General features: G+C 59.5%; 23 protein-coding genes. 9 read left to right on the forward strand and 14 right to left on the reverse strand.

Going from position 1 to position 18,402, the window contains the following annotated elements:
• Positions 1-46 precede the first annotated feature (46 nt).
• A complete protein-coding gene (locus tag AC2CGI_RS10125; protein ID WP_004927875.1) occupies positions 47-292 on the forward strand; it encodes a YceK/YidQ family lipoprotein in 246 nt (81 codons plus the stop codon).
• A 6-nt stretch (positions 293-298) separates the two neighbouring features.
• Here AC2CGI_RS10125 and AC2CGI_RS10130 read toward each other — a convergent pair whose 3' ends face one another.
• The gene (locus AC2CGI_RS10130; protein WP_033633373.1) at positions 299-844 is read right to left on the reverse strand and encodes a GNAT family N-acetyltransferase; all 546 of its coding nucleotides are present in this window, start codon (positions 842-844) and stop codon (positions 299-301) included.
• A 33-nt stretch (positions 845-877) separates the two neighbouring features.
• On the reverse strand, positions 878-1,255 hold the full coding sequence (locus tag AC2CGI_RS10135; protein WP_004927872.1) for a MysB family protein: 378 nt from the start codon (positions 1,253-1,255) through the stop codon (positions 878-880).
• 210 nt (positions 1,256-1,465) lie between these two features.
• On the opposite strand from AC2CGI_RS10135, the gene leuA reads away from it, so the two are divergent.
• The gene (gene leuA / locus AC2CGI_RS10140) at positions 1,466-3,154 is read left to right on the forward strand and encodes a 2-isopropylmalate synthase (RefSeq protein WP_076740350.1); all 1,689 of its coding nucleotides are present in this window, start codon (positions 1,466-1,468) and stop codon (positions 3,152-3,154) included.
• On the opposite strand, the gene AC2CGI_RS10145 is transcribed toward leuA, so the two are convergent.
• On the reverse strand, positions 3,105-3,905 hold the full coding sequence (locus AC2CGI_RS10145; RefSeq protein ID WP_076740349.1) for an AraC family transcriptional regulator: 801 nt from the start codon (positions 3,903-3,905) through the stop codon (positions 3,105-3,107). The two genes, leuA and AC2CGI_RS10145, sit on opposite strands and share 50 nt — an antisense overlap.
• Before the next feature lie 135 nt (positions 3,906-4,040).
• On the opposite strand from AC2CGI_RS10145, the gene AC2CGI_RS10150 reads away from it, so the two are divergent.
• Genes AC2CGI_RS10150 through AC2CGI_RS10165 form a run of 4 tightly spaced genes read left to right on the forward strand, consistent with a single transcriptional unit; the run spans position 4,041 to position 5,602 of the window.
• A complete protein-coding gene (locus tag AC2CGI_RS10150) occupies positions 4,041-4,358 on the forward strand; it encodes an ArsR/SmtB family transcription factor (protein ID WP_004927863.1) in 318 nt (105 codons plus the stop codon).
• Positions 4,348-4,782, forward strand: a complete 435-nt coding sequence (locus tag AC2CGI_RS10155) for a YeeE/YedE family protein (protein ID WP_076740348.1) — start codon at positions 4,348-4,350, stop codon at positions 4,780-4,782. The genes AC2CGI_RS10150 and AC2CGI_RS10155 overlap by 11 nt, the downstream gene beginning before the upstream one ends.
• A gap of 2 nt (positions 4,783-4,784) precedes the next feature.
• Entirely contained in the window at positions 4,785-5,213 is a 429-nt protein-coding gene (locus tag AC2CGI_RS10160) for a YeeE/YedE family protein (RefSeq protein ID WP_021504902.1), read from the forward strand.
• Complete coding sequence (locus tag AC2CGI_RS10165) at positions 5,204-5,602, forward strand: VOC family protein (protein ID WP_021504903.1); 399 nt, start codon at positions 5,204-5,206, stop codon at positions 5,600-5,602. The genes AC2CGI_RS10160 and AC2CGI_RS10165 overlap by 10 nt, the downstream gene beginning before the upstream one ends.
• Positions 5,603-5,651: 49 nt before the next feature.
• On the opposite strand, the gene AC2CGI_RS10170 is transcribed toward AC2CGI_RS10165, so the two are convergent.
• The 4 genes from AC2CGI_RS10170 to AC2CGI_RS10185 form a co-directional block, all read right to left on the reverse strand.
• Complete coding sequence (locus AC2CGI_RS10170) at positions 5,652-7,205, reverse strand: peptide MFS transporter (RefSeq protein ID WP_021504904.1); 1,554 nt, start codon at positions 7,203-7,205, stop codon at positions 5,652-5,654.
• Positions 7,206-7,680: 475 nt separating this feature from the next.
• Complete coding sequence (gene mdtG, locus AC2CGI_RS10175; protein ID WP_004927846.1) at positions 7,681-8,919, reverse strand: multidrug efflux MFS transporter MdtG; 1,239 nt, start codon at positions 8,917-8,919, stop codon at positions 7,681-7,683.
• A gap of 199 nt (positions 8,920-9,118) precedes the next feature.
• Complete coding sequence (locus AC2CGI_RS10180) at positions 9,119-9,403, reverse strand: YciI family protein (protein ID WP_004927842.1); 285 nt, start codon at positions 9,401-9,403, stop codon at positions 9,119-9,121.
• A 101-nt stretch (positions 9,404-9,504) separates the two neighbouring features.
• The gene (locus AC2CGI_RS10185; RefSeq protein WP_076740346.1) at positions 9,505-10,425 is read right to left on the reverse strand and encodes a Kdo(2)-lipid IV(A) acyltransferase; all 921 of its coding nucleotides are present in this window, start codon (positions 10,423-10,425) and stop codon (positions 9,505-9,507) included.
• A 261-nt stretch (positions 10,426-10,686) separates the two neighbouring features.
• On the opposite strand from AC2CGI_RS10185, the gene AC2CGI_RS10190 reads away from it, so the two are divergent.
• Positions 10,687-10,845: a hypothetical protein gene (locus tag AC2CGI_RS10190; RefSeq protein WP_015377427.1), complete on the forward strand. Its 159-nt coding sequence runs from the start codon at positions 10,687-10,689 to the stop codon at positions 10,843-10,845.
• 118 nt (positions 10,846-10,963) lie between these two features.
• The gene (gene trhO, locus AC2CGI_RS10195) at positions 10,964-12,031 is read left to right on the forward strand and encodes an oxygen-dependent tRNA uridine(34) hydroxylase TrhO (protein WP_015377428.1); all 1,068 of its coding nucleotides are present in this window, start codon (positions 10,964-10,966) and stop codon (positions 12,029-12,031) included.
• 43 nt (positions 12,032-12,074) lie between these two features.
• On the opposite strand, the gene AC2CGI_RS10200 is transcribed toward trhO, so the two are convergent.
• Entirely contained in the window at positions 12,075-12,653 is a 579-nt protein-coding gene (locus tag AC2CGI_RS10200; protein ID WP_015377429.1) for a YceI family protein, read from the reverse strand.
• A gap of 23 nt (positions 12,654-12,676) precedes the next feature.
• Entirely contained in the window at positions 12,677-13,231 is a 555-nt protein-coding gene (locus AC2CGI_RS10205) for a cytochrome b (protein WP_044031485.1), read from the reverse strand.
• Positions 13,232-13,671: 440 nt separating this feature from the next.
• Here AC2CGI_RS10205 and AC2CGI_RS10210 point away from each other — a divergent pair, with 440 nt between their 5' ends.
• Positions 13,672-14,730 (forward strand): AI-2E family transporter, encoded by a 1,059-nt coding sequence (locus AC2CGI_RS10210; RefSeq protein WP_021504908.1) that lies wholly within the window; start codon positions 13,672-13,674, stop codon positions 14,728-14,730.
• On the opposite strand, the gene AC2CGI_RS10215 is transcribed toward AC2CGI_RS10210, so the two are convergent.
• From AC2CGI_RS10215 to bssS, 5 genes are all read right to left on the reverse strand, one after another.
• Positions 14,678-15,682, reverse strand: a complete 1,005-nt coding sequence (locus AC2CGI_RS10215; protein ID WP_076740345.1) for a zinc-dependent alcohol dehydrogenase family protein — start codon at positions 15,680-15,682, stop codon at positions 14,678-14,680. The two genes, AC2CGI_RS10210 and AC2CGI_RS10215, sit on opposite strands and share 53 nt — an antisense overlap.
• A 3-nt stretch (positions 15,683-15,685) precedes the next feature.
• Entirely contained in the window at positions 15,686-15,802 is a 117-nt protein-coding gene (locus AC2CGI_RS10220; RefSeq protein WP_004927822.1) for a DUF2770 family protein, read from the reverse strand.
• Positions 15,803-15,924: 122 nt separating this feature from the next.
• Positions 15,925-16,551: a LuxR C-terminal-related transcriptional regulator gene (locus AC2CGI_RS10225; RefSeq protein ID WP_015377442.1), complete on the reverse strand. Its 627-nt coding sequence runs from the start codon at positions 16,549-16,551 to the stop codon at positions 15,925-15,927.
• A 216-nt stretch (positions 16,552-16,767) separates the two neighbouring features.
• Entirely contained in the window at positions 16,768-17,883 is a 1,116-nt protein-coding gene (gene solA, locus AC2CGI_RS10230) for an N-methyl-L-tryptophan oxidase (RefSeq protein ID WP_021504910.1), read from the reverse strand.
• A 139-nt stretch (positions 17,884-18,022) separates the two neighbouring features.
• Positions 18,023-18,277, reverse strand: a complete 255-nt coding sequence (gene bssS, locus AC2CGI_RS10235; RefSeq protein ID WP_004927812.1) for a biofilm formation regulator BssS — start codon at positions 18,275-18,277, stop codon at positions 18,023-18,025.
• Positions 18,278-18,402: the final 125 nt, after the last annotated feature.

Raw genomic sequence — 18,402 nt, forward strand, 5'->3', positions numbered from 1 at the left:
ATGCGTTGTTCACTCGCGAAACAACCCCTTGCTCAGAGTCAATGTCGTGAAGCTCTCTTCCTATCTTCGGCTGGCCTGCGTGACGGCCGGTGTGATGACACTCACCGGCTGCGGCAGCATTATCAGCCGCACCGTGCCCGGTGCGGGGCATGGCCACCAGTACTATCCCGGCGTGCAGTGGGATCTGCGTGACACGCCCTGGCGCTACGTCACGGTGATAGATGTGCCGCTGTCGATGGTGGTGGACACCTTTATGCTGCCGTTCGATGCGCAACACGGCCCCTATGAATAAACCCGTTCAGCGGGTGGCGAACACCACCAGCTGATAGCCTTGCTGCCCGCAATGGAAAGGCGCCAGCGCCGTCATCCCCAACCCTTGCACGTGAGCGGCCAACGAATGCGGATTGTCATCGTCGATAAACAACGCGCCCACGTCATAGTCATGGCAGGTATGCGCTTTGACCGCGGCGTAGAGGCGCTTCAGCACGCCTTTGCCGCGCCAGGCGGCGGCGAGGCAGACCGGGCCGTAGAGAAACACCCGCTGCTCACTCAGCGGCCGTCCGGCGAAGGATTGCGTGGCGAGCGTCACCAGCATCGCCTCCACCACCGGCGGGCGCGGTTGCACGTCGGCGGGCATCAGGCAAACAAACCCCGCCAGTTGGTTCTCCTGTTCGGCCACCCATATGCCGATGCCGCGGTTGATCGCCGCCAGCTGCGCCTCATTCATGCGCGATACGATAAATCCCTGCCGTTTTTGGCGCTCGTCGAGCGCTTCCGGCACGTTTTCCCCCTGTAGCTGCAAAATGGCGGGGTAGTCGGTAGGGCGGGCCCGGCGAATAATCATGCGGCCTCCTTGGCGATGAAAGCGTGGTGCGGGTTAACGTTCATCCCACTCATCGGCGGCGGCCTGGCCTTCTTCGGTATCCAGCGGCGGCTCGAGCTGAAAGTCGCCTTCCTCCCATTCGTACAGGGTGTTTTCGTCTATCCACTCGGCGGTGATTTCCACCTCGTCGTAGTCACCGTCGAAGATCGCCTGCGCCGCCGCACCGCTGCGCAGCGTCAGACATTCTACCGCCTCGCCTTCTTCTTCGAAGAACTCCGCCTGCCACATCGTGTCGCCATCCTGCATCACGTACTTTTGCAGATTGAACTGCTGGGGCACCGGCGGTTCGTCACCGCTGCCGCCTTCGGCGGTGTCGATAAACTCTTCGCGTGCGGCCTCGATGGCTTCTTCCAGGGTTGCATACAGGCTCATGTTCGCCTCCGTTGACAATGAGAGTAAAGCGTCCGGCGTGCTGCCGGCGCGGTGGGGGAAAACGTCAAAACTAATTGTTGTCTCACTGGCGCAGGATGCAAATTTTTTTGTTGTCCGCTTTGCGACGATGGTTGTCCGCAAAGCGGGAGAAGAGGAGGCGATGGCGGGAAATAATGACGCGATCGTTCACTCTGGCGTCAGGAGAAGCCCATGTTAATCGACCCTTCAAGCAAATACCGACCTTTCCCGCCGGTGGCGTTGCCGGACCGCCAATGGCCTGCGCGTACGCTGCGGCAGGCGCCGCGCTGGTGCTCCAGCGATCTGCGCGACGGCAACCAGGCGCTGGCGGAGCCGATGGATAACGCGCGCAAGCGCGAATTCTATCAATTGTTGTTGCAGTGTGGTTTCAAAGAGATCGAGGTGGCGTTCCCTTCGGCGTCGCAAACGGATTTTGACTTTGTACGCGCGCTGATCGACGAGCGGCTGATCCCGGACGACGTTACGATCCAGGTGCTGACGCAGTCACGTGACGATCTGATCGACCGCACCTTCGAGGCGCTGCAGGGGGCGCCGCGGGCTATCGTGCATCTGTATAACGCCACGGCGCCGATGTTTCGCGATATCGTGTTCCGCCAGGATAAGGCGGCGACCGTGGCGCTGGCGGTGAACGGCGCGCGGCGCATTCGCCGGCAGTGCGAGGCGCAGCCCGATACCGCCTGGTGCTTCGAATATTCGCCGGAAACCTTCTGTTTTACTGAGTTAGAGTTTGCGCTGGAGATCTGCGAAGCGGTGGCGGAGGTTTGGCAGCCGGGGCCGCAGCGGCCGATGGTCATCAACCTGCCGGCGACGGTGGAAGTGAGCACGCCCAACGTGTATGCCGATCAGATCGAATGGTTCTGCCGTCACTTCAGCCGTCGCGCCGATGTGGCGATCAGCGTGCATCCGCATAACGATCGCGGCACCGGCGTGGCCTGTGCGGAGCTGGCCTTGCTGGCCGGCGCCGATCGGGTCGAAGGCTGCCTGTTCGGCAACGGAGAGCGCACCGGCAACGTCGATCTGGTCACGCTGGCGTTGAATCTCTATACCCAGGGCGTGGCGCCGGGTCTCGACTTCAGCCGCCTGAAGCAGGTGGTGGAGGTGGTGGAGCAGTGCAATCAACTGCCGGTGCATCCTCGCCATCCTTATGCCGGTGAGTTGGTGTTTACCGCCTTCTCCGGTTCGCATCAGGATGCGATCAAGAAAGGTTTCGCCGCACAGCGGCAGCGGCAAGATGGCCGCTGGCAGGTGCCATACCTGCCGCTCGATCCCGCCGATGTCGGTTGCAGCTATGAGGCGGTGATCCGGGTCAACAGCCAGTCCGGCAAAAGCGGCGCCGCCTGGCTGTTGGAGCAGAATCATGGGCTGGCGTTGCCGCGTGGTTTGCAGATTGATTTCAGCCAGGTGGTGCAGCGCGCGACCGACGATAGCGGCAAAGAAATGAGCGGCGCGCAGCTGTGGCGCTTATTCCGCGATACTTACGGGCTGGTGGAGCAGCCGCGTTTGCAGCTGTTAAGCTACCAGACGGAAAGCCATGGGGTAGAGGCCTACAGCTTCAACGCGCGAGTTGCCTGCGAGGGAGAGCCGCTGCGCCTGCAGGGGGCCGGCAATGGTCTGCTGTCCAGCGCGGTGGATGCACTGCGTCAGCGCTTCGGCTTGCCGCTGGCGATCGAGGATTACCACGAGCATACGTTGGGGCATCAGAGCGATAGCCGAGCGGTGGCCTATATTCGCTGTACGCTGCCGCAAGGTGAGGCGACTTATGGCGTTGGCATCGACGTCGACTCCGCCAGCGCCTCGCTGCAGGCGCTGTTCAACGTCGCCGGGCGCTATCTGGCGCCAACGTCGGCACAGTCCGGCTGAAATAGTCGCTGGGTGCTACTCCCAGCAGCCGGCGGAACATGGCGCTGAACGCGCTGGGGCTGTCATAGCCGAGATCCAGCGCCACTTCCAACACCGAGCGGCCGGTCGCCAGCGCGTTTAATGCCGCCAGCAAACGGGCGCGTCGCACCCAGTCGCTAAAATGTAGCCCGGTTTCTCGCAGGAAGCGTCGCGACAGGGTGCGTCCGCTGACGCTGAGATGAGCGGCAGCCTGTTCCAGCGTCCAGGGCTGCGCCAGCGTGGCCTGGATGTGGCGGCACAGGGCGAGCAACGAGGCTTCGCGAGGTTCCGGCAGGTGCAGCGGCAGGATCGGCAGCATTCGCAACTCATCCAGAATCAGTTCCATCACGCGCTCATCGCGCCCGCCGCTGGGGTAGCCGGGCGCAATCTCCATCGCACAGATAATCAACTCGCGCAGCAGCGGGGAAACCTGCACTACCTGGCATTGGGCCGGCAGATCGGCGCGCGCCAACGGATCGACGAACAACGTCCTGGCCGCCACCTGGCCGGTGATACGCAGGCTGTGCACCACTTTCGCCGGCACCCAGACGCCGCGGCCGGGCGGCACCACCCAGCTGCCGAGCCGGGTCGTGACCTGCACCACGCCGCTCAGGCTATGGATCAGCTGCGCGCAGTTATGGTAGTGGTCCGGCTCGCTGTCGCCGTGGCGATAATCTCTGGCTAATGGCCGGACAGGCCGATCGGGCGGCAGAACGTCGTGAAAAAGCAGCATCGTAAGCAGGCTCCGCGCGGCAAAAGGGGGAGGACAGCATGCCATGCGTCGCTGTTTCACACCAGTCTGTGGCGCGGCACGGTAAAATGGTTTATAAAATTATATTATATAATTTTATAAACTGAAGGAGGGGCAATGGATATTGATGCGATGCGCAAGGCGGCGGCGCAGGCCGGTGCGATGCTGCGTACCCTGGGCAACGAAGATCGGCTGCTGCTGCTGTGCCGGCTCAGTCAGGGCGAGATGGCGGTGAGCGAACTGGCGCAGGCGCTGGATATCCGCCAGCCGACGCTGTCCCAACAGCTTGGCGTGCTGCGCGAGGAGGGGTTGGTCTCCACCCGGCGAGCCGGCAAGCAGATTTACTATGCGGTGGCCGATGCCAAAGCGCTGGCGCTGCTCGCGACCCTGTATCAACTGTATTGCCCACAGCCGGAGAACCGCGATGACCATTGACTGGCAGCACTTCACGCCGTATTCCGCGTTGACGGGCGGGGCCATTATCGGCGGCGCGGTAGCGCTGCTGCTGTTGTTCAACGGCCGGATCGCCGGTATCAGTGGCATTACCGGCGGTTTATTGAGCGCGGGCGGCCGGGAGCGGGGCTGGCGCGCCGCATTTATTGGCGGGTTGCTGCTCTCCCCGTGGCTATATGCTGCCGCTGCGACGTTGCCATCCGGTGAGATCTCGGTTGGCAACGGCTGGCTGGCGGCCGCAGGGCTGTTGGTGGGCTTGGGTACTCGATTGGGCAGCGGTTGCACCAGCGGGCACGGCGTGTGCGGTGTCGCGCGGTTGGCGCCGCGTTCGCTGGCCGCCACGGCGGTGTTCATGCTGCTGGGGTTTATGACCGTGTGGCTGATGCGCCACCTGTTGGGAGGGTGAAAATGCTTAAATCGTTGTTGGCGCTGCTGAGCGGCGTCATTTTCGGTCTGGGGCTGATCGTCGCCGGCATGGCCAATCCGGCCAAGGTGTTGGCGTTTCTCGACGTTACCGGCCAGTGGGATCCCTCGTTGGCGCTGGTGATGGCTGGGGCGATCGCGGTGGCGGCGCCGGCCTTCCTGTGGGCGCGGCGACGCGAACGGAGCCTGTTGGGGGAAACGTTGCAGATCCCGGCCGCCGGGCGTGTGGATCGCCGTTTACTGGCGGGCAGCGCGCTGTTCGGCATCGGCTGGGGCATCGCGGGGATTTGCCCTGGCCCAGCCTGGGTGTTGGCCGGGGCGGAGATAAGTCGGGTATGGCCGTTCCTGTTGGCGATGCTGGCGGGTATGGCGCTGTATGAAATTATCATGAGGCGGAGGCGTTCATGTCGATAGCCAAAGCGGTGTTGCGCATCGCGCGCCCGACAGATCGGTTGCAAGAGATTGCCGCGCTGTATTGCCGTGGGCTGGGGTTCGAAAGGCTGGGCGAGTTTGTCGATCATCTGGGCTTTGACGGCATGATGATCGGGCATCCGCAGCATGCTTACCATCTGGAGTTTACGCAGCATCGCGGGGTGCGGGTCGGGCAGGCGCCGACGCAGGATCACCTGCTGGTGTTTTATCTGCCGGATGAGAACGAATGGCGAGCCGCGTGTGAGCGGATGCGGGCGGCGGGGTTCTTGGCGGTCGCCGCCTATAACCCCTATTGGGATCGGGCGGGGCAAACCTTTGAAGATCCTGATGGCTACCGGGTGGTATTGCAACACCAGGCCTGGCAGGCATAAAAAAACCGGCGCATCGAGCGCCGGTTTGCGAGATAAAACGGTTTATCCGTCAGGCGCTGGTCGCCGGCTTTTGTGCGTTCTTGGACTGGGTATTTTCCAGCATGCGGCGAATCGGCACGATCAGCACGATAAGCACGGCGGCGCAGATCAGCAACGCGACTGAGCAGCGGGCGAACAGATCCGGCAGCATATCCAGTTGGTCGGCCTTGACGTGACCGCCGATCAGACCGGCCGCCAGGTTGCCCAGCGCACTGGCGCAGAACCACAGCCCCATCATCTGACCGCGCATTCTCTCCGGCGCCAGCAGCGTCATGGTGGCCAGCCCGATCGGGCTCAGGCACAGCTCACCCAGCGTCAGCATCAGGATACTGCCCACCAGCCACATCGGCGATACTCCGGCGCCGCCGTTGCTCAGCACATTCTGCGCGGCCAACATCATCAGGCCGAAACCGCCGGCGGCGCACAGGATGCCGATCACGAACTTGGTGATGCTGCTCGGACGCACGTTATTGCGTGCCAGCGCAGGCCAGGCCCAGCTGAACACCGGCGCCAGCAGGATGATGAACAGGGCGTTGATCGACTGGAACCACACCGCCGGGATCTCGAAGCCGCCAATCATGCGATTGGTGTAATCGTTGGCGAACAGGTTGAACGAGGTCGGTTTTTGCTCAAACGCCGACCAGAAGAACGCAGCGGAGATCAGCAGGATGAAGCACACCAGCAGGCGTGCGCGCTCTTTGCGGCTCAGGCCGGCAAAGGCGAACAGATAGATGAAGTACAGGGTGACCGACGCAGCGATCACGTACACCAGCACGCTGGCCACTTCGACCGGATTGATGACGATGGTGCCCTGAGCGATCAGCACGATGACGGCCACCAGGATGACCGCCAGCGCCAGCAACCAGGCGCCGACGCCTTTTTTCTTCGCTACCGGGCTGTTCCAGGTGGAGTCCAGGCCCACTTCGCGGTCATAGCGTTTCATCGCCGGGACGGCGAACACCCGGAAGATCACCAGCGCCACCAGCATCCCGATACCGCCGATGCCGAAGCCCCAGTGCCAACCGTGTGACTTTATCAGCCAACCGGAGATCAGCGGAGCGATGAACGAGCCGATGTTGATGCCCATGTAGAACAGCGAGAAACCGCCATCGCGGCGCGCATCGCCTTTTTTGTACAGCGTGCCGACCATCACCGAGATACAGGTCTTGAACAGGCCGGAACCGAGCACGATGAACATCAGGCCGATGAAGAACAGGTTGGTGCCCATCACCGCGGACAGGGCGATCGACAGGTGGCCGAGCGCGATCAGGATCGAACCGTACCAGACGGCCTTGCGTTGGCCGAGCCAGTTGTCCGCCAGCCAGCCGCCCGGCAGTGCCGCCAGGTACATGCTGCCGGCGAAGATGCCGACGATCGCCGACGCGTTCTCGCGCGCGAGACCCAGACCGCCGTCGTACACGGTGGCGGCCATAAACAGGATCAGCAGCGGCCGGATGCCGTAGAACGAGAAACGCTCCCACATTTCGGTGAAGAACAGAGAACCCAGCGGATAGGGATGGCCGAAGAAGGTCCGGCTTTCTGACTTATTGACAGAGGATTGCATAACGATTTCCCAATAAAAGGCGCTGCAAGGCTGCAGCCCGTACTGTGGTATGTATGTGTATTTAATAAAGGCGATCCGCCCAATGCGGATTACCCGACAAACACCGTGGCTGCAACGCTGATAAACCGTGGAAAGCGTGCTGACCTTTTCTTCACTTGGCCGATGTTTCACATCTGGCGTGATATTATTTAACCATTTGATAACTGGTCGTTGGTTTTGTCTAGTACCTGTATCCCATTTTTTAGACGAAAAGTCGACAAGCATCTCCTTTTCTGGTTTTTCTGTTGGTTGTGACAGGAATATGATTGACAGCGGGTTTTATGTGCTGAAAGTTATTTTTTTGTTGATAAACAAAATGTTGAGATAAGAAAGTTCTGGGTGGGACGAAAATTCGCCGGCCCGAAGGAGGCATTATTAAAAGTGGGGGAAATGCGCCGTTGATCCGGCCAACGGAGGAAGCTGGCGATAAATGCAGCTATTGTTCTTCCTGCAGCGTGTCTTCCCGCAAATAGCCCGGCCGCCGCCGCAGACACCACCAGGAATAACCGGCGTTGAACAGCACCACTAAAGCGGTGACGGCGAAGACCGCGCGAAAACCGTAGCCGGCGGAGACCGCAGCGCCGAGCAGCGGACCGCTGACGTTGCCGACGTCGCGGAACGATTGGTTGTAGCTGAAGATTCGGCCGGCTACCTGATTGGTGCAGTTGTAAATCAACAGCGTCTGTACCGCCGGCAGCAGCGCGCCGTCGGCCGCCCCCAGCAGAAAACGCAGCACTCCGAGCTGCCACGGCGTTTGCACGAACGCCATCGGGATCAGCAGCAGCACCGAGACGATCAGCATAAACACCAGAATGCGCTCCGGGCCGATGCGATCGCCCAGCTTGCCCAACCGTGGGGCGCTCATCAAGGCCGCGACGCCGGGCACCGAGGCAATCAGCCCGCTGATAAACGCCAGGTTATGGGTGGCGCCGGCCAGATCGCGCACATACAGCGTCAGGATCGGTGCGATCGAGCCGGTGGCGATCTGGATGATCATGGTGGTCACGAACAGGCTGAGCACCAGCTTCGGGTTCTTCAGCGAGGCGAACACCTGTTTTGCGTGCAGCATGTCGCGCTTTTGCACCGGGGTGAATTGCTCTTTGACATACAGCAGCGTCAGCACGAAGCAGACGAACAGCACCGCGGCGGTGATATAAAACACCGGGCGCAGCCCGTAGAGGTCGGCCAGCAAACCGCCGATCAGCGGGCCGACCAGCGCGCCGCCGACGCCGCCGGTTGACAGGGTGCCCAGCGCCCAGCCGCTGCGGTTGCGCGGCACCTGGGTGGCGATCAGCGCGTTGGCGTTGGGGATGAACCCGCCGAGCAGCCCCAACACCGCGCGCAGCGCGAGAAATTGCCAGACCGTTTGCGCCATGCCCATCAGCACCATGACGATCGCCATGCCCAGGGCGGAGCGCAGCAGCATCAGTTTACGGCCGCGTCGGTCGGCCAGGGCGCCCCAAAACGGCGCGGCGATAGCGGAAAACAGGAAGGTGATGCTGAACAGCAGACCGGACCACATGTTGAGCGCCTGATGGCCGGTTACGCCCAGCGTCTCTACGTACAGCGGAAGAAACGGCATCACCAGGCTGAAGGCGGCGCCGGTGAGAAAACACCCGACCCAGGCGACGAAAAGGTTGCGTTTCCAGTTAACGGGTTCTGCTGCCGAAGCCATAAATGTCCACTGTAGAAGGGTGACGCGCTTTGCCGGTGGCGAGATGAAGGGGCAAAACGTGAAAGTTAGCCTGATAAGTATGCGCCGCCTGCGTGGCAACGGCAAACCAGAGGACGGAAATAGGGCGAAAAATGAAATAAAGTTTTAAAAATGGCGTTTAAACCTTATTCCGCGCTTAGCGCGCGGAATTTACAGCGTTTTATAAGCCGGCCAGCGCCTCGAAACCGGCGGCGGTGGTGGTCGCGCTAAAGTCGATGACCTCGTAGTGGGCCACGGCGTTGAATGGATCTTCGGCCAGGATGGCGTCCAGCTGCGCACGCTCAATGCCCTTGGCCAGGATAACGCCGCCGGTGCGGGGATTCTTGCGGCCGGAAGCGACGAAGGTGCCGTCCTGAAAATATTTCTTAAGCCAGGCGATGTGCCCGTCAAGGTGGCTGTCGACGTCGGCGATCGGGCGATGGTAGGTCAGGCTGACAATGTACATAGCGGCTCCTGGGGTGTCGGCAAAGGCATTACCATCCCACCCTCGCCGGCGATTCTCAAGAGGCACGCAATAAAAAACCCGCCGACGGCGGGTTGGTTTAATCAGTAAAGCGAAGGCTCGCCTTCCGGACGGGTCTTGAAGCGGCGATGCAGCCACATGTATTGGTCCGGCGCCATCAGGATCTCTTTTTCCACCACTTTATTCATGAAGGCGGCGGCGTCGAGTTCATTATCCAGCGGGAAGTTTTCCACCGCCGGCTGCATGATCAGCTCATACCCTTTGCTGTCCGGCAGGCGACGCGGGGTGAACGGAATGATCGCCGGTTTACCCATTCGCACCAGCACATAGCTGCCGGTGGTGGTGGCGGCTTTGTCCACGGCGAACAGCGGCACGAAAACGCTGCTGCGCGGGCCGTAGTCGTGATCCGGCGCATACCAGATGATATCGCCCTGTTTCAGGGCACGGATCATGCCTTTGACGTCCTTGCGATCCAGCATCGACTTGTTGGAACGCATGCGTCCCCAAGTTTGCAGCCAGTCCATCAGCTTGTTGTCGTGCGGGCGGTAAACGCCGATGCCCGGGTTGTGAATGCCGAAGATGCGCGCGCCCAGCTCCAGCGTCAAAAAGTGCAGGCCAATCAGCAGCACGCCCTGCTGGTTGTCGCGCGCTTTTTGGATATGCTCCAGGCCGCTGACCTTGAACCAGCGCTCGATGCGCCAGTTGGGCCAGAACCACGCCATGCCGGTTTCAAACAGCCCCATGCCGACCGATTCGAAATTCTTTACCACCAGCGCATCGCGTTCGGCCTGCGGCATGTCGGGAAAACAGAGCTCGAGGTTGCGTTGGGCGATAGCGACGCGCCGCTTGAGAAAGCGCATGGAAAATCGCCCAATCGAGGTGCCGAGCCAGTAGATGACGGGGTAAGGCAGCAACACCAGCAGATACAGCAAGCCGATGCCGACCCAGGTCAGCCAGTAGCGCGGGTGCAATAAGGAGCGATTGAAAGTAGGAACTTGAGTCATGGGTTCTCTGTTTGAATACGGTTGTTTAAGTGTAATGACAGCGTCATCGCACGGTCTGGCAGCCGGGTGAACTCGGCGGCAAGGTTCGTTTCTGCCGTTTGTTTGCGACTATTGTGGCATTTTTCTGGCGATCCGGGAAAACACAACGCATTAAAATCCCTTTTGGGGCGTTAAATATGCATCGAATGCCGAATTTTTCCACAATCTTTCCTGCCAAAGATAATGGCGATATTATTGTCGGTAATTATTTAGAGGGTAAATATGTTGGCATCATGGATCAGTGCGGGGCTGCTGGTGTTGGGGGCGGCGGTCGGCAGCGTCGGCGCACATCTGCAGATGAACGCGATATTGGCGCTGGCCGGCGTAATGATGGCGCTCGGTATGGTGGCCTCCGCGTTTACCGAAGGCGGCGGGCGCTGAACGGGGCGCTGCGCCAGGGCTGCGCGGCGGTGGTTTTTCGGGTATGATGTGCGCCGCGCGTGGGCCTGCTGGCTGCGCGCGGTAATCAGTCACCTCCCGAAAGACAGGAAAGTACACCATGCCAGTGTTACATAACCGAATTTCTAATGAGGAACTGAAGGCGCGCATGCTGGCGGAAACCGAGCCGCGCACCACAGTTTCTTTTTACAAATACTTCTCCATCGACGATCCCAAGGCGTTTCGCGACAGCCTGTACGTTCAGTTTGAAAAACTGAAGGTGTTTGGCCGCATCTACGTGGCGAAAGAGGGCATCAACGCGCAGATCAGCGTGCCTCAGCATAACTTCGACGCGTTCAAAGCCGCGCTGTTCGCCTCGCACCCGGCGCTGGATCAGGTACGCCTGAATATCGCGCTCGAAGACGACGGCAAATCCTTCTGGGTGCTGCGCCTCAAGGTGCGTGAGCGTATCGTGGCCGACGGCATCGATGACGAAAGTTTCGATCCGAGCAACGTCGGCGAGTATCTGCAGGCCGAGCGCGTCAATCAGATGATCGACGATCCGAATACGGTATTTGTCGATATGCGCAACCACTATGAGTACGAAGTCGGCCACTTCGAAAACGCCATCGAGGTGCCGTCGGATACCTTCCGCGATCAGTTGCCGATGGCGGTGGAGATGCTGCAGGACAGCAAAGACAAGAATATCGTCATGTACTGTACCGGCGGCATTCGCTGTGAAAAAGCCAGCGCCTATATGCTGCACAACGGTTTTAAAAACATCTACCACGTGGAAGGCGGGATCATCGAATACACCCGCAAAGCGAAAGAACAGGGGTTGCCGCTGAAGTTTATCGGCAAAAACTTCGTGTTCGATGAGCGCATGGGCGAGCGCATCTCCGACGATGTGATCGCCAACTGCCACCAGTGCGGAGCGCCGTGCGACACTCATACCAACTGCAAGAACGACGGCTGCCATCTGCTGTTCATTCAGTGCCCGAGCTGCGCCGCCAAGTTTGAAGGATGCTGCAGCGAGATTTGCCGCGAAGAGCTGAAGCTGCCGCGCGAAGAGCAGCGCGCGCGCCGTGCCGGCCGTGAAAATGGCGTCAAGATCTTCAATAAGTCGAAAGGCTTGCTGCAGACCACGATGCACATTCCGGCACCGGAAGAAGAAGGCCCAGCCCGCTGAGCCTGAGGAAATGAGAAGCCCGGCCGCCAAGCCGGGCTTTTTTTTATTTCTCGCGCACGCCTTCTACGGAGATGATCAGCTCAACGTCTTGCGACGCCGGGCCCAGATCGGTGGTGATGCCGAAATCTTTCAGCTTGATCTTGCCGTTGGCTTCAAAGCCGGCGCGGTAGCCGCCCCACGGATCGTTGCCCTGGCCAATCAGTTTGGCGTCCAGCGTAACCGGTTTGGTGACGCCGTTCAGCGTCAGGTTGCCGACCACCGCATAACCGTCGCCGTTTTTCTTCACTTCGGTGGATTCAAACTTGGCCTGCTTGTTCTTCTCCACGTTGAGGAATTCGGCGCTGCGCAGGTGCTTGTCGCGCTCGGCATGGTTGGTGTCGACGCTGGCGGTATTGATGGTCACGTTGACCTTGTCCTTCGAAGGATCTTTTTCGTCGAAGGTGAAGCCGCCGTCGAAGTCTTTAAAGCTGCCGTACAGCCAGCTGTAGCCCAGATGCTGGATGCGGAACTCGATAAAGGCGTGCTGGCCCTGTTTGTCGATCTTGTAGTCCGCCGCCAGTGCGGAACCGGCGCTCAGCAGCAGGGCGCCTGCGGTCAGGCCCAATACGGTCTTTTTCAACATAGCAATCTCCATAAATCCAAAGGTTAATCGGCGCTGCTACCCAGCATCCGTTTCAAAGTGACATCACGATCGATAAAGTGATGTTTAAGCGCGGCCAGCCCGTGCAGTACCGAGAGCACTACCACGGCCCAGGCCAGGTAAAGGTGTATGGCGCCGGCGGTGTCGGCCTGTTCCGCCATGCCGGTCACGGTGGCGGGCACGTTGAACCAGCCGAACACGCTGATCGGTTGACCGTCGGCGGTGGAGATCAGATAGCCGCTGATCAGAATGCCGAACAGCACGGCGTACAGCGCCAGATGCGCGAGGATGGCGCTGACGCGAGTGAGGCGGCCATAGCTGGCCAGCGGCTTGGGTGGCGGTGAGACAAAGCGCCAGATCACGCGGATCACCATCACGATGAACAGCAGCGTGCCGATGCTTTTGTGGATCTCCGGCGCCTGGTGGTACCAGACGTCGTAATAGCCCAGCGTGACCATCCACAGGCCGAGCGCGAACATGCCGTACACCGTCAACGCCACCAGCCAGTGGATCAACACTGACACATGGCCGAAACGATCGGCGGTATTTTTCCAGAGCATCCTGTTTCCTTCGATTACCGATTGGCTGGCTGCAATAATTAAACTTTAGGAAACATAAAATCAATAATAAATTTAACTATGTTACTTCTTAGAAATATTAGTCAGTGAATTTGTTTGAGATGTTGGGAGTTAATCAGATAAATCGTTGAAGATGATATTGTTTTGCTCACATAAATTTATGCTAGTTGTTGAAAGTTAGGATTATTCTTTATTAACGTCAGCTTTTGTCATTTTACGTAAATTCTGCATGAATTGCCCGGCGGGATTATTTGTTGGCAAAGGTTATGCCTATTTCTTGCGACGAGAGAAGGGCGAAAATATTAGTTTCATCGAACGGTTGCGCTAAATCCCCTGCGGTGCAGCGGCGGATTTTGCTACCATTAGCGCCAAGAGACGGCCCCATGAGGCCGGTTAACCCAGTGAAATAACAAGGAAACGTCATGGGCCGAACCCGCGTGACCGACAGCAGCCTGCGTCTGGCCGTCCTGCTGGCGATGTTGGTGATCATTTTGGCCGGGGTGAAAGCCGCCGCCGACATCGTGGTGCCGTTTTTGCTGGCGGTATTTCTCGCTATGGTGTTGAACCCGCTGGTGGCGATGCTGGAACGCAAGCGGGTGCCGCGTATCGTCGGGGTGACGCTGCTGCTGACGGCGGTGATCGTGGTCGTGATGCTGTTTATCGGCATGCTGGGTGCTTCGCTGAACGAATTCGCCCGCTCGCTGCCTCAGTACCGCGGCATGATGATCGAGAAGCTGCGCGAGCTGCAGCATTACGCCGATCGCTTCAATATCAGCCTCTCCAGCGAAGCGATGCTGCAGTATGTCGATCCCAGCGCGGCGATGAATCTGGTCACCCGCATGCTGGGGCACCTGTCTGGCGCCATGACCAACGTCTTCCTGCTGCTGATGACCGTGGTGTTTATGCTGTTCGAAGTGCAGCTGCTGCCTTACAAGCTGCAGCAGGCGCTGGATAAGCCGAACGAGGGGCTCGCCGCGATGCGGCGGGCGCTGGACGGCGTGACGCGCTATCTGGTGATTAAAACCATCATCAGCCTGGCCACCGGGGTGATCGTCTGGATCTTCCTGGCGGCGGTCGGCGTGCGTTTTGCCTTTATCTGGGGGCTGCTGGCGTTTCTGCTCAACTATATTCCCAATATCGGCTCGGTGTTGGCCGCCATTCCGCCGCTGATTCAGGCGCTGCTGTTCAACGGATTGGGGGATGCGCTGGTGGTGGCGGGCGGCTTTATCGCTGTCAACATGGTGATCGGCAATATCCTCGAGCCGCGCGTGATGGGGCGCGGGCTGGGGCTGTCGACGCTGGTGGTGTTCCTGTCGCTGATCTTCTGGGGCTGGCTGCTCGGCCCGGTGGGCATGTTGCTGTCGGTGCCGCTGACGATCGTGGCGCGCATCGCGCTGGAGACCACCGAGGGCGGCTATCGGCTGGCGGTTATCCTGGGAGACGGCCGCCCGCCGCGCCAGCCTCCGGCGGCGCCGGAGTGAGGAAGATTTTTCCGCTCACGCCGGGTTGTGCGGCATGCTGCAGCGCCGCTGCGTACTGACACAAAGGATAAATCGCGGCGGGTGGGCGCAGCGCCAGCTGGCCGCGTCGCAGCAGCTGGAACAACTGATAAAACGCCATCTGCCATTGCGCCGGCGTCGCCTGTGCGTTCCATTTGCGCAGGTGGAACAGCGAAGCGCGCAGCTTTAACTCGTCCACCACGCGCCGCCAGTCTACCTGGCGGCCGCTCAGCAGGCCCAGCGCCACAAAATCGCCGCCGGAGCGCACCGTCCGCGCCAATTGCAATCCGTCTTCTCCACCGATGCAGTCGATGGCCGCACGGGCGCCAAAATTCGTCATTTCCACCAGCTGCGGCGCTTCGATAACGCGCCAGGCGCCGGCGGCCAGTAAAGCCTGGCAATGAGCGACGTTGCGCACCACGACCGCCAGACGAATGCCGCGCAGCGCCGTCAGCTGCGCCAGCAGCAGGCTGACAGCGGAGCCGCCGCCGTTGAGCAGCAGTACGTCGCCGGCGTTGAGCGGCAGCCATTGCGTCAACAGCACCCAGCAGGTGAGCGGGTTGATATAGATTTGCGCTGCGCAGGCGTCGTCGATGTCGTCCGGCACCCAGACCACCCGATCCTCAGGCAGCGTGACGAAGGTTTGCCAACTGCCGTTACCCGCTACCGCCAGCGCGCGTCGGCCCGTTGAATGCCCATTCTGCGAATTGACGATGATGCCTACGCCTTCATATCCCGGCACCTGCGGCAGGGCGGTGCGGTGCGCGTATTGGCCGTGGATCGGGATCAGATCGGAAGGGTTGATCGGGGCATAGCGCATCTGCAATAACCGCTGCCCGGGGCGCAGCAGCGGTCTGCTCATCTGCTGCAATTCCAGCACCTGGGTGGGATCGCCGAAGCGGCTGAAGCTCAATCGGGGAAATAACGGCGGCATGGCTTACATGACGAAGAAGAAATAGACATCCAACGCCAGCAGCACCAGCCACAGACAAAGGTAAAGCACCAGGTGCTCACGCACATTGTTGACGATAGCCGCCAGTATTCGGTTTAACATTTCAGCCGCCTGAAGAGAAGGACCCTTGATTATAGTCCTTTTCTCGGCGTCTTTTACAGCGCGCCGCGCGTGAGTGCTGGAAGAGCGGCGATAAAAAAGCCTGCGTTATCGCAGGCTTGATGTTATACCGCCAGCAGCGCCAGCGGCGTCGAATTGGTTGGCGTGCTCGGTGGGTAGAAATAGCGCAGCACGTTATACAGCGAGTAGAACTCCAGCCGGTTGCGCGCGTTGATCTTCTCCGTGATGTGACGCTTGTGCACGTACACCGTATGCGAGCTGATCTGCAGCTTTTTCGCGATACGGTAGTTGGGCATTTCCGCCATCCAATATTTCATTACCGTCAGTTCCTGTGGGCTGAACAGGGAACGCTCTTCGCCGTCATCGGCCAGCGCCAGCGGATTTTCGCGCAGCGTGCGTAAGGTGAGCGGCAGAATGCTTTTATTGAACAGAAAGGCATTATCGGCAATGCGCATTGGCGCTTCGCTGTAAGGATAAGGTGTATCGAGATAGATAAACAGCAAGGCGGACTGGCTGGCTTCCATAAATGCCTGCAGCTGTGCGTCCGCTTCGTTATAGCGGCATTGGTTGCTGAGGTTCACCAGAATGTGGCTCGGCTGAAAGCTGGCCAACAGCGGCGTAGCGTATTCAATGCTGTGGCAGCACTTGATCGTCGTAATCCCACTATCAGCAAAGTAGCTGGCTATACCGACCCGGGTGAAGCAGCATTCGTCCACGACAAGTAGTTTCATGGTGACGTCCTTGTTGAAAGCCGATGGAGCATATCTTCTGTAAAATAGGACTTACACTGCAAGTGTTCAATTCGGAAATTCAAATGCTGAATGCAAGAAATTTCCGTTATCAGAATTTTTACTTGGTATTTAAAAGAGTTAGCAGGTTAATAAATTGTAACCGGCAGATTTCGCTGTCCAGGGCGCGACGGGAACGTGGACAGCGAAATCCTTCGCTTAGCTGAATCGCTTCAGACCAAAGCTGGAGAGGTCAACCGGCGGCGCTTTGTCCTGCGCGAACAGCGCGGCGATCTCGCCCAGTGCGCTGGCGAACTTGAAGCCGTGGCCGCTCAATCCGCTGATGACCATCAGGCGATCGCAATCCGGCAGGGTATCGATAATAAAATCTTCGTCGGGGCTCATATCATAACTGCAGGCTTCGCCGTGTAAACATACGCCTACACCCGGCAAAAATTGCCGCAGGAAGGAGAAAACTTCCGTGCCGTCGCTGGCGTAGCTGCCGAAGGGTTTGCGCTGTTCGGGGGCATCCATCGGCTGGCCGCCGTCGTGTTTGCCCACTTTCAGGCCATCGTTATCCGCCGGGAAGCCGTAATAGTGCGTGCCGTCCTGCGCTTCGACGGTAAAGGCCGGGAAGCGATTGTTCACGCTGTAGCGGCCGTCCGCCTGATGCCAGGAGAATACCTTGCGCAATGGCGCGATAGGCAGCTGCGGCAACAGCGCTTTCACCCAGGTGCCTGCGGTGACCACCGCTTTTCGCGCCGTGAAACGCCCTTCGCCGGTGACGATCTCAACGCCGCCATCAATCGGGTTCACCGCGCTGACCGGGCAGTTGAACAGCTGGCTGCAGCCGGCCTCTTTCGCCAGTTTGATCAGGCTGGCAACCGCCTGTTCGGAGCGCAGGAAGCCGGCGTCTGGCTCGAAGACGCCGACGTAACCTTCCGGCGCGCGGAATTCCGGCCAGCGTTGAGCGATCTGTTCGGCGCTGAGGGTTTGCGCATTCAGGCGAAACTTTTGCGCGCTCTGCTGAGCATTGCGAATGAATTCGGAGTGCTGCGGCCCCAGGTTGAGTACGCCGCACGACTGGAACAGTTCTTCACCGGATTGCTGAATCAGCGCATTCCACAGCGCCTGCGCACGCAGCACCAGCGGCACGTACTTTTCACCTTCGCCGTAAGCGTGACGAATGATGCGGGTATCGCCGTGATGGCTGCCGTTGCGGTGTGGAGGAATGGCGCTGTCGATCATCAGCGCTTTCAAGCCGGCCCGGGTAGCGTAATACCCTGCCGCCGCGCCGACTGAACCGCTGCCCACCACGATCAAATCATATTCCACGTGCCCACCCTCTCTGATAGCGATTGCTTATCGCCCCATGATAAAAGGTTGGCGAGCGCAATGCACTGATTGAACGGTGAAAGGCAAAGAAAAAGGCGCCGGGAACGGTCACGGCGCCTTAGGGTTAGGGGACGATGAATCAATGTTTTCTGCGATCAAGATCCTGGTAATCCGTAGCTTCAATCTTGGCGATGCCGGCCTCTAAAATATTGATTAATTGACGGGCGACATCTGTAGTCAGCCAAAGCGTTCGGTCTACTTGGGCTTCTTCGGGCGTTTGGTCTAGTGAAGACAGGTAATGAAGGCGTATCATCATGGCGTCGTAAACGTCGACAGTACTGATATCCCAACCGACAAGCGGGTGCGTCTGAATTACTTCATCATTTCTGTCCATAAAGACCCCTTATTGAGTAGTAACTACCGTGAGTGACTAACGAGGATCAATGCGGCTCATCATCATGAGAGCAATTACAGTATACGCATCCGCTTTCAACGGTGGAGAGGGTTGTCACCGAAATT

The sequence above is a fragment of the Serratia sp. LSHTC3 genome, assembly GCF_057197125.1.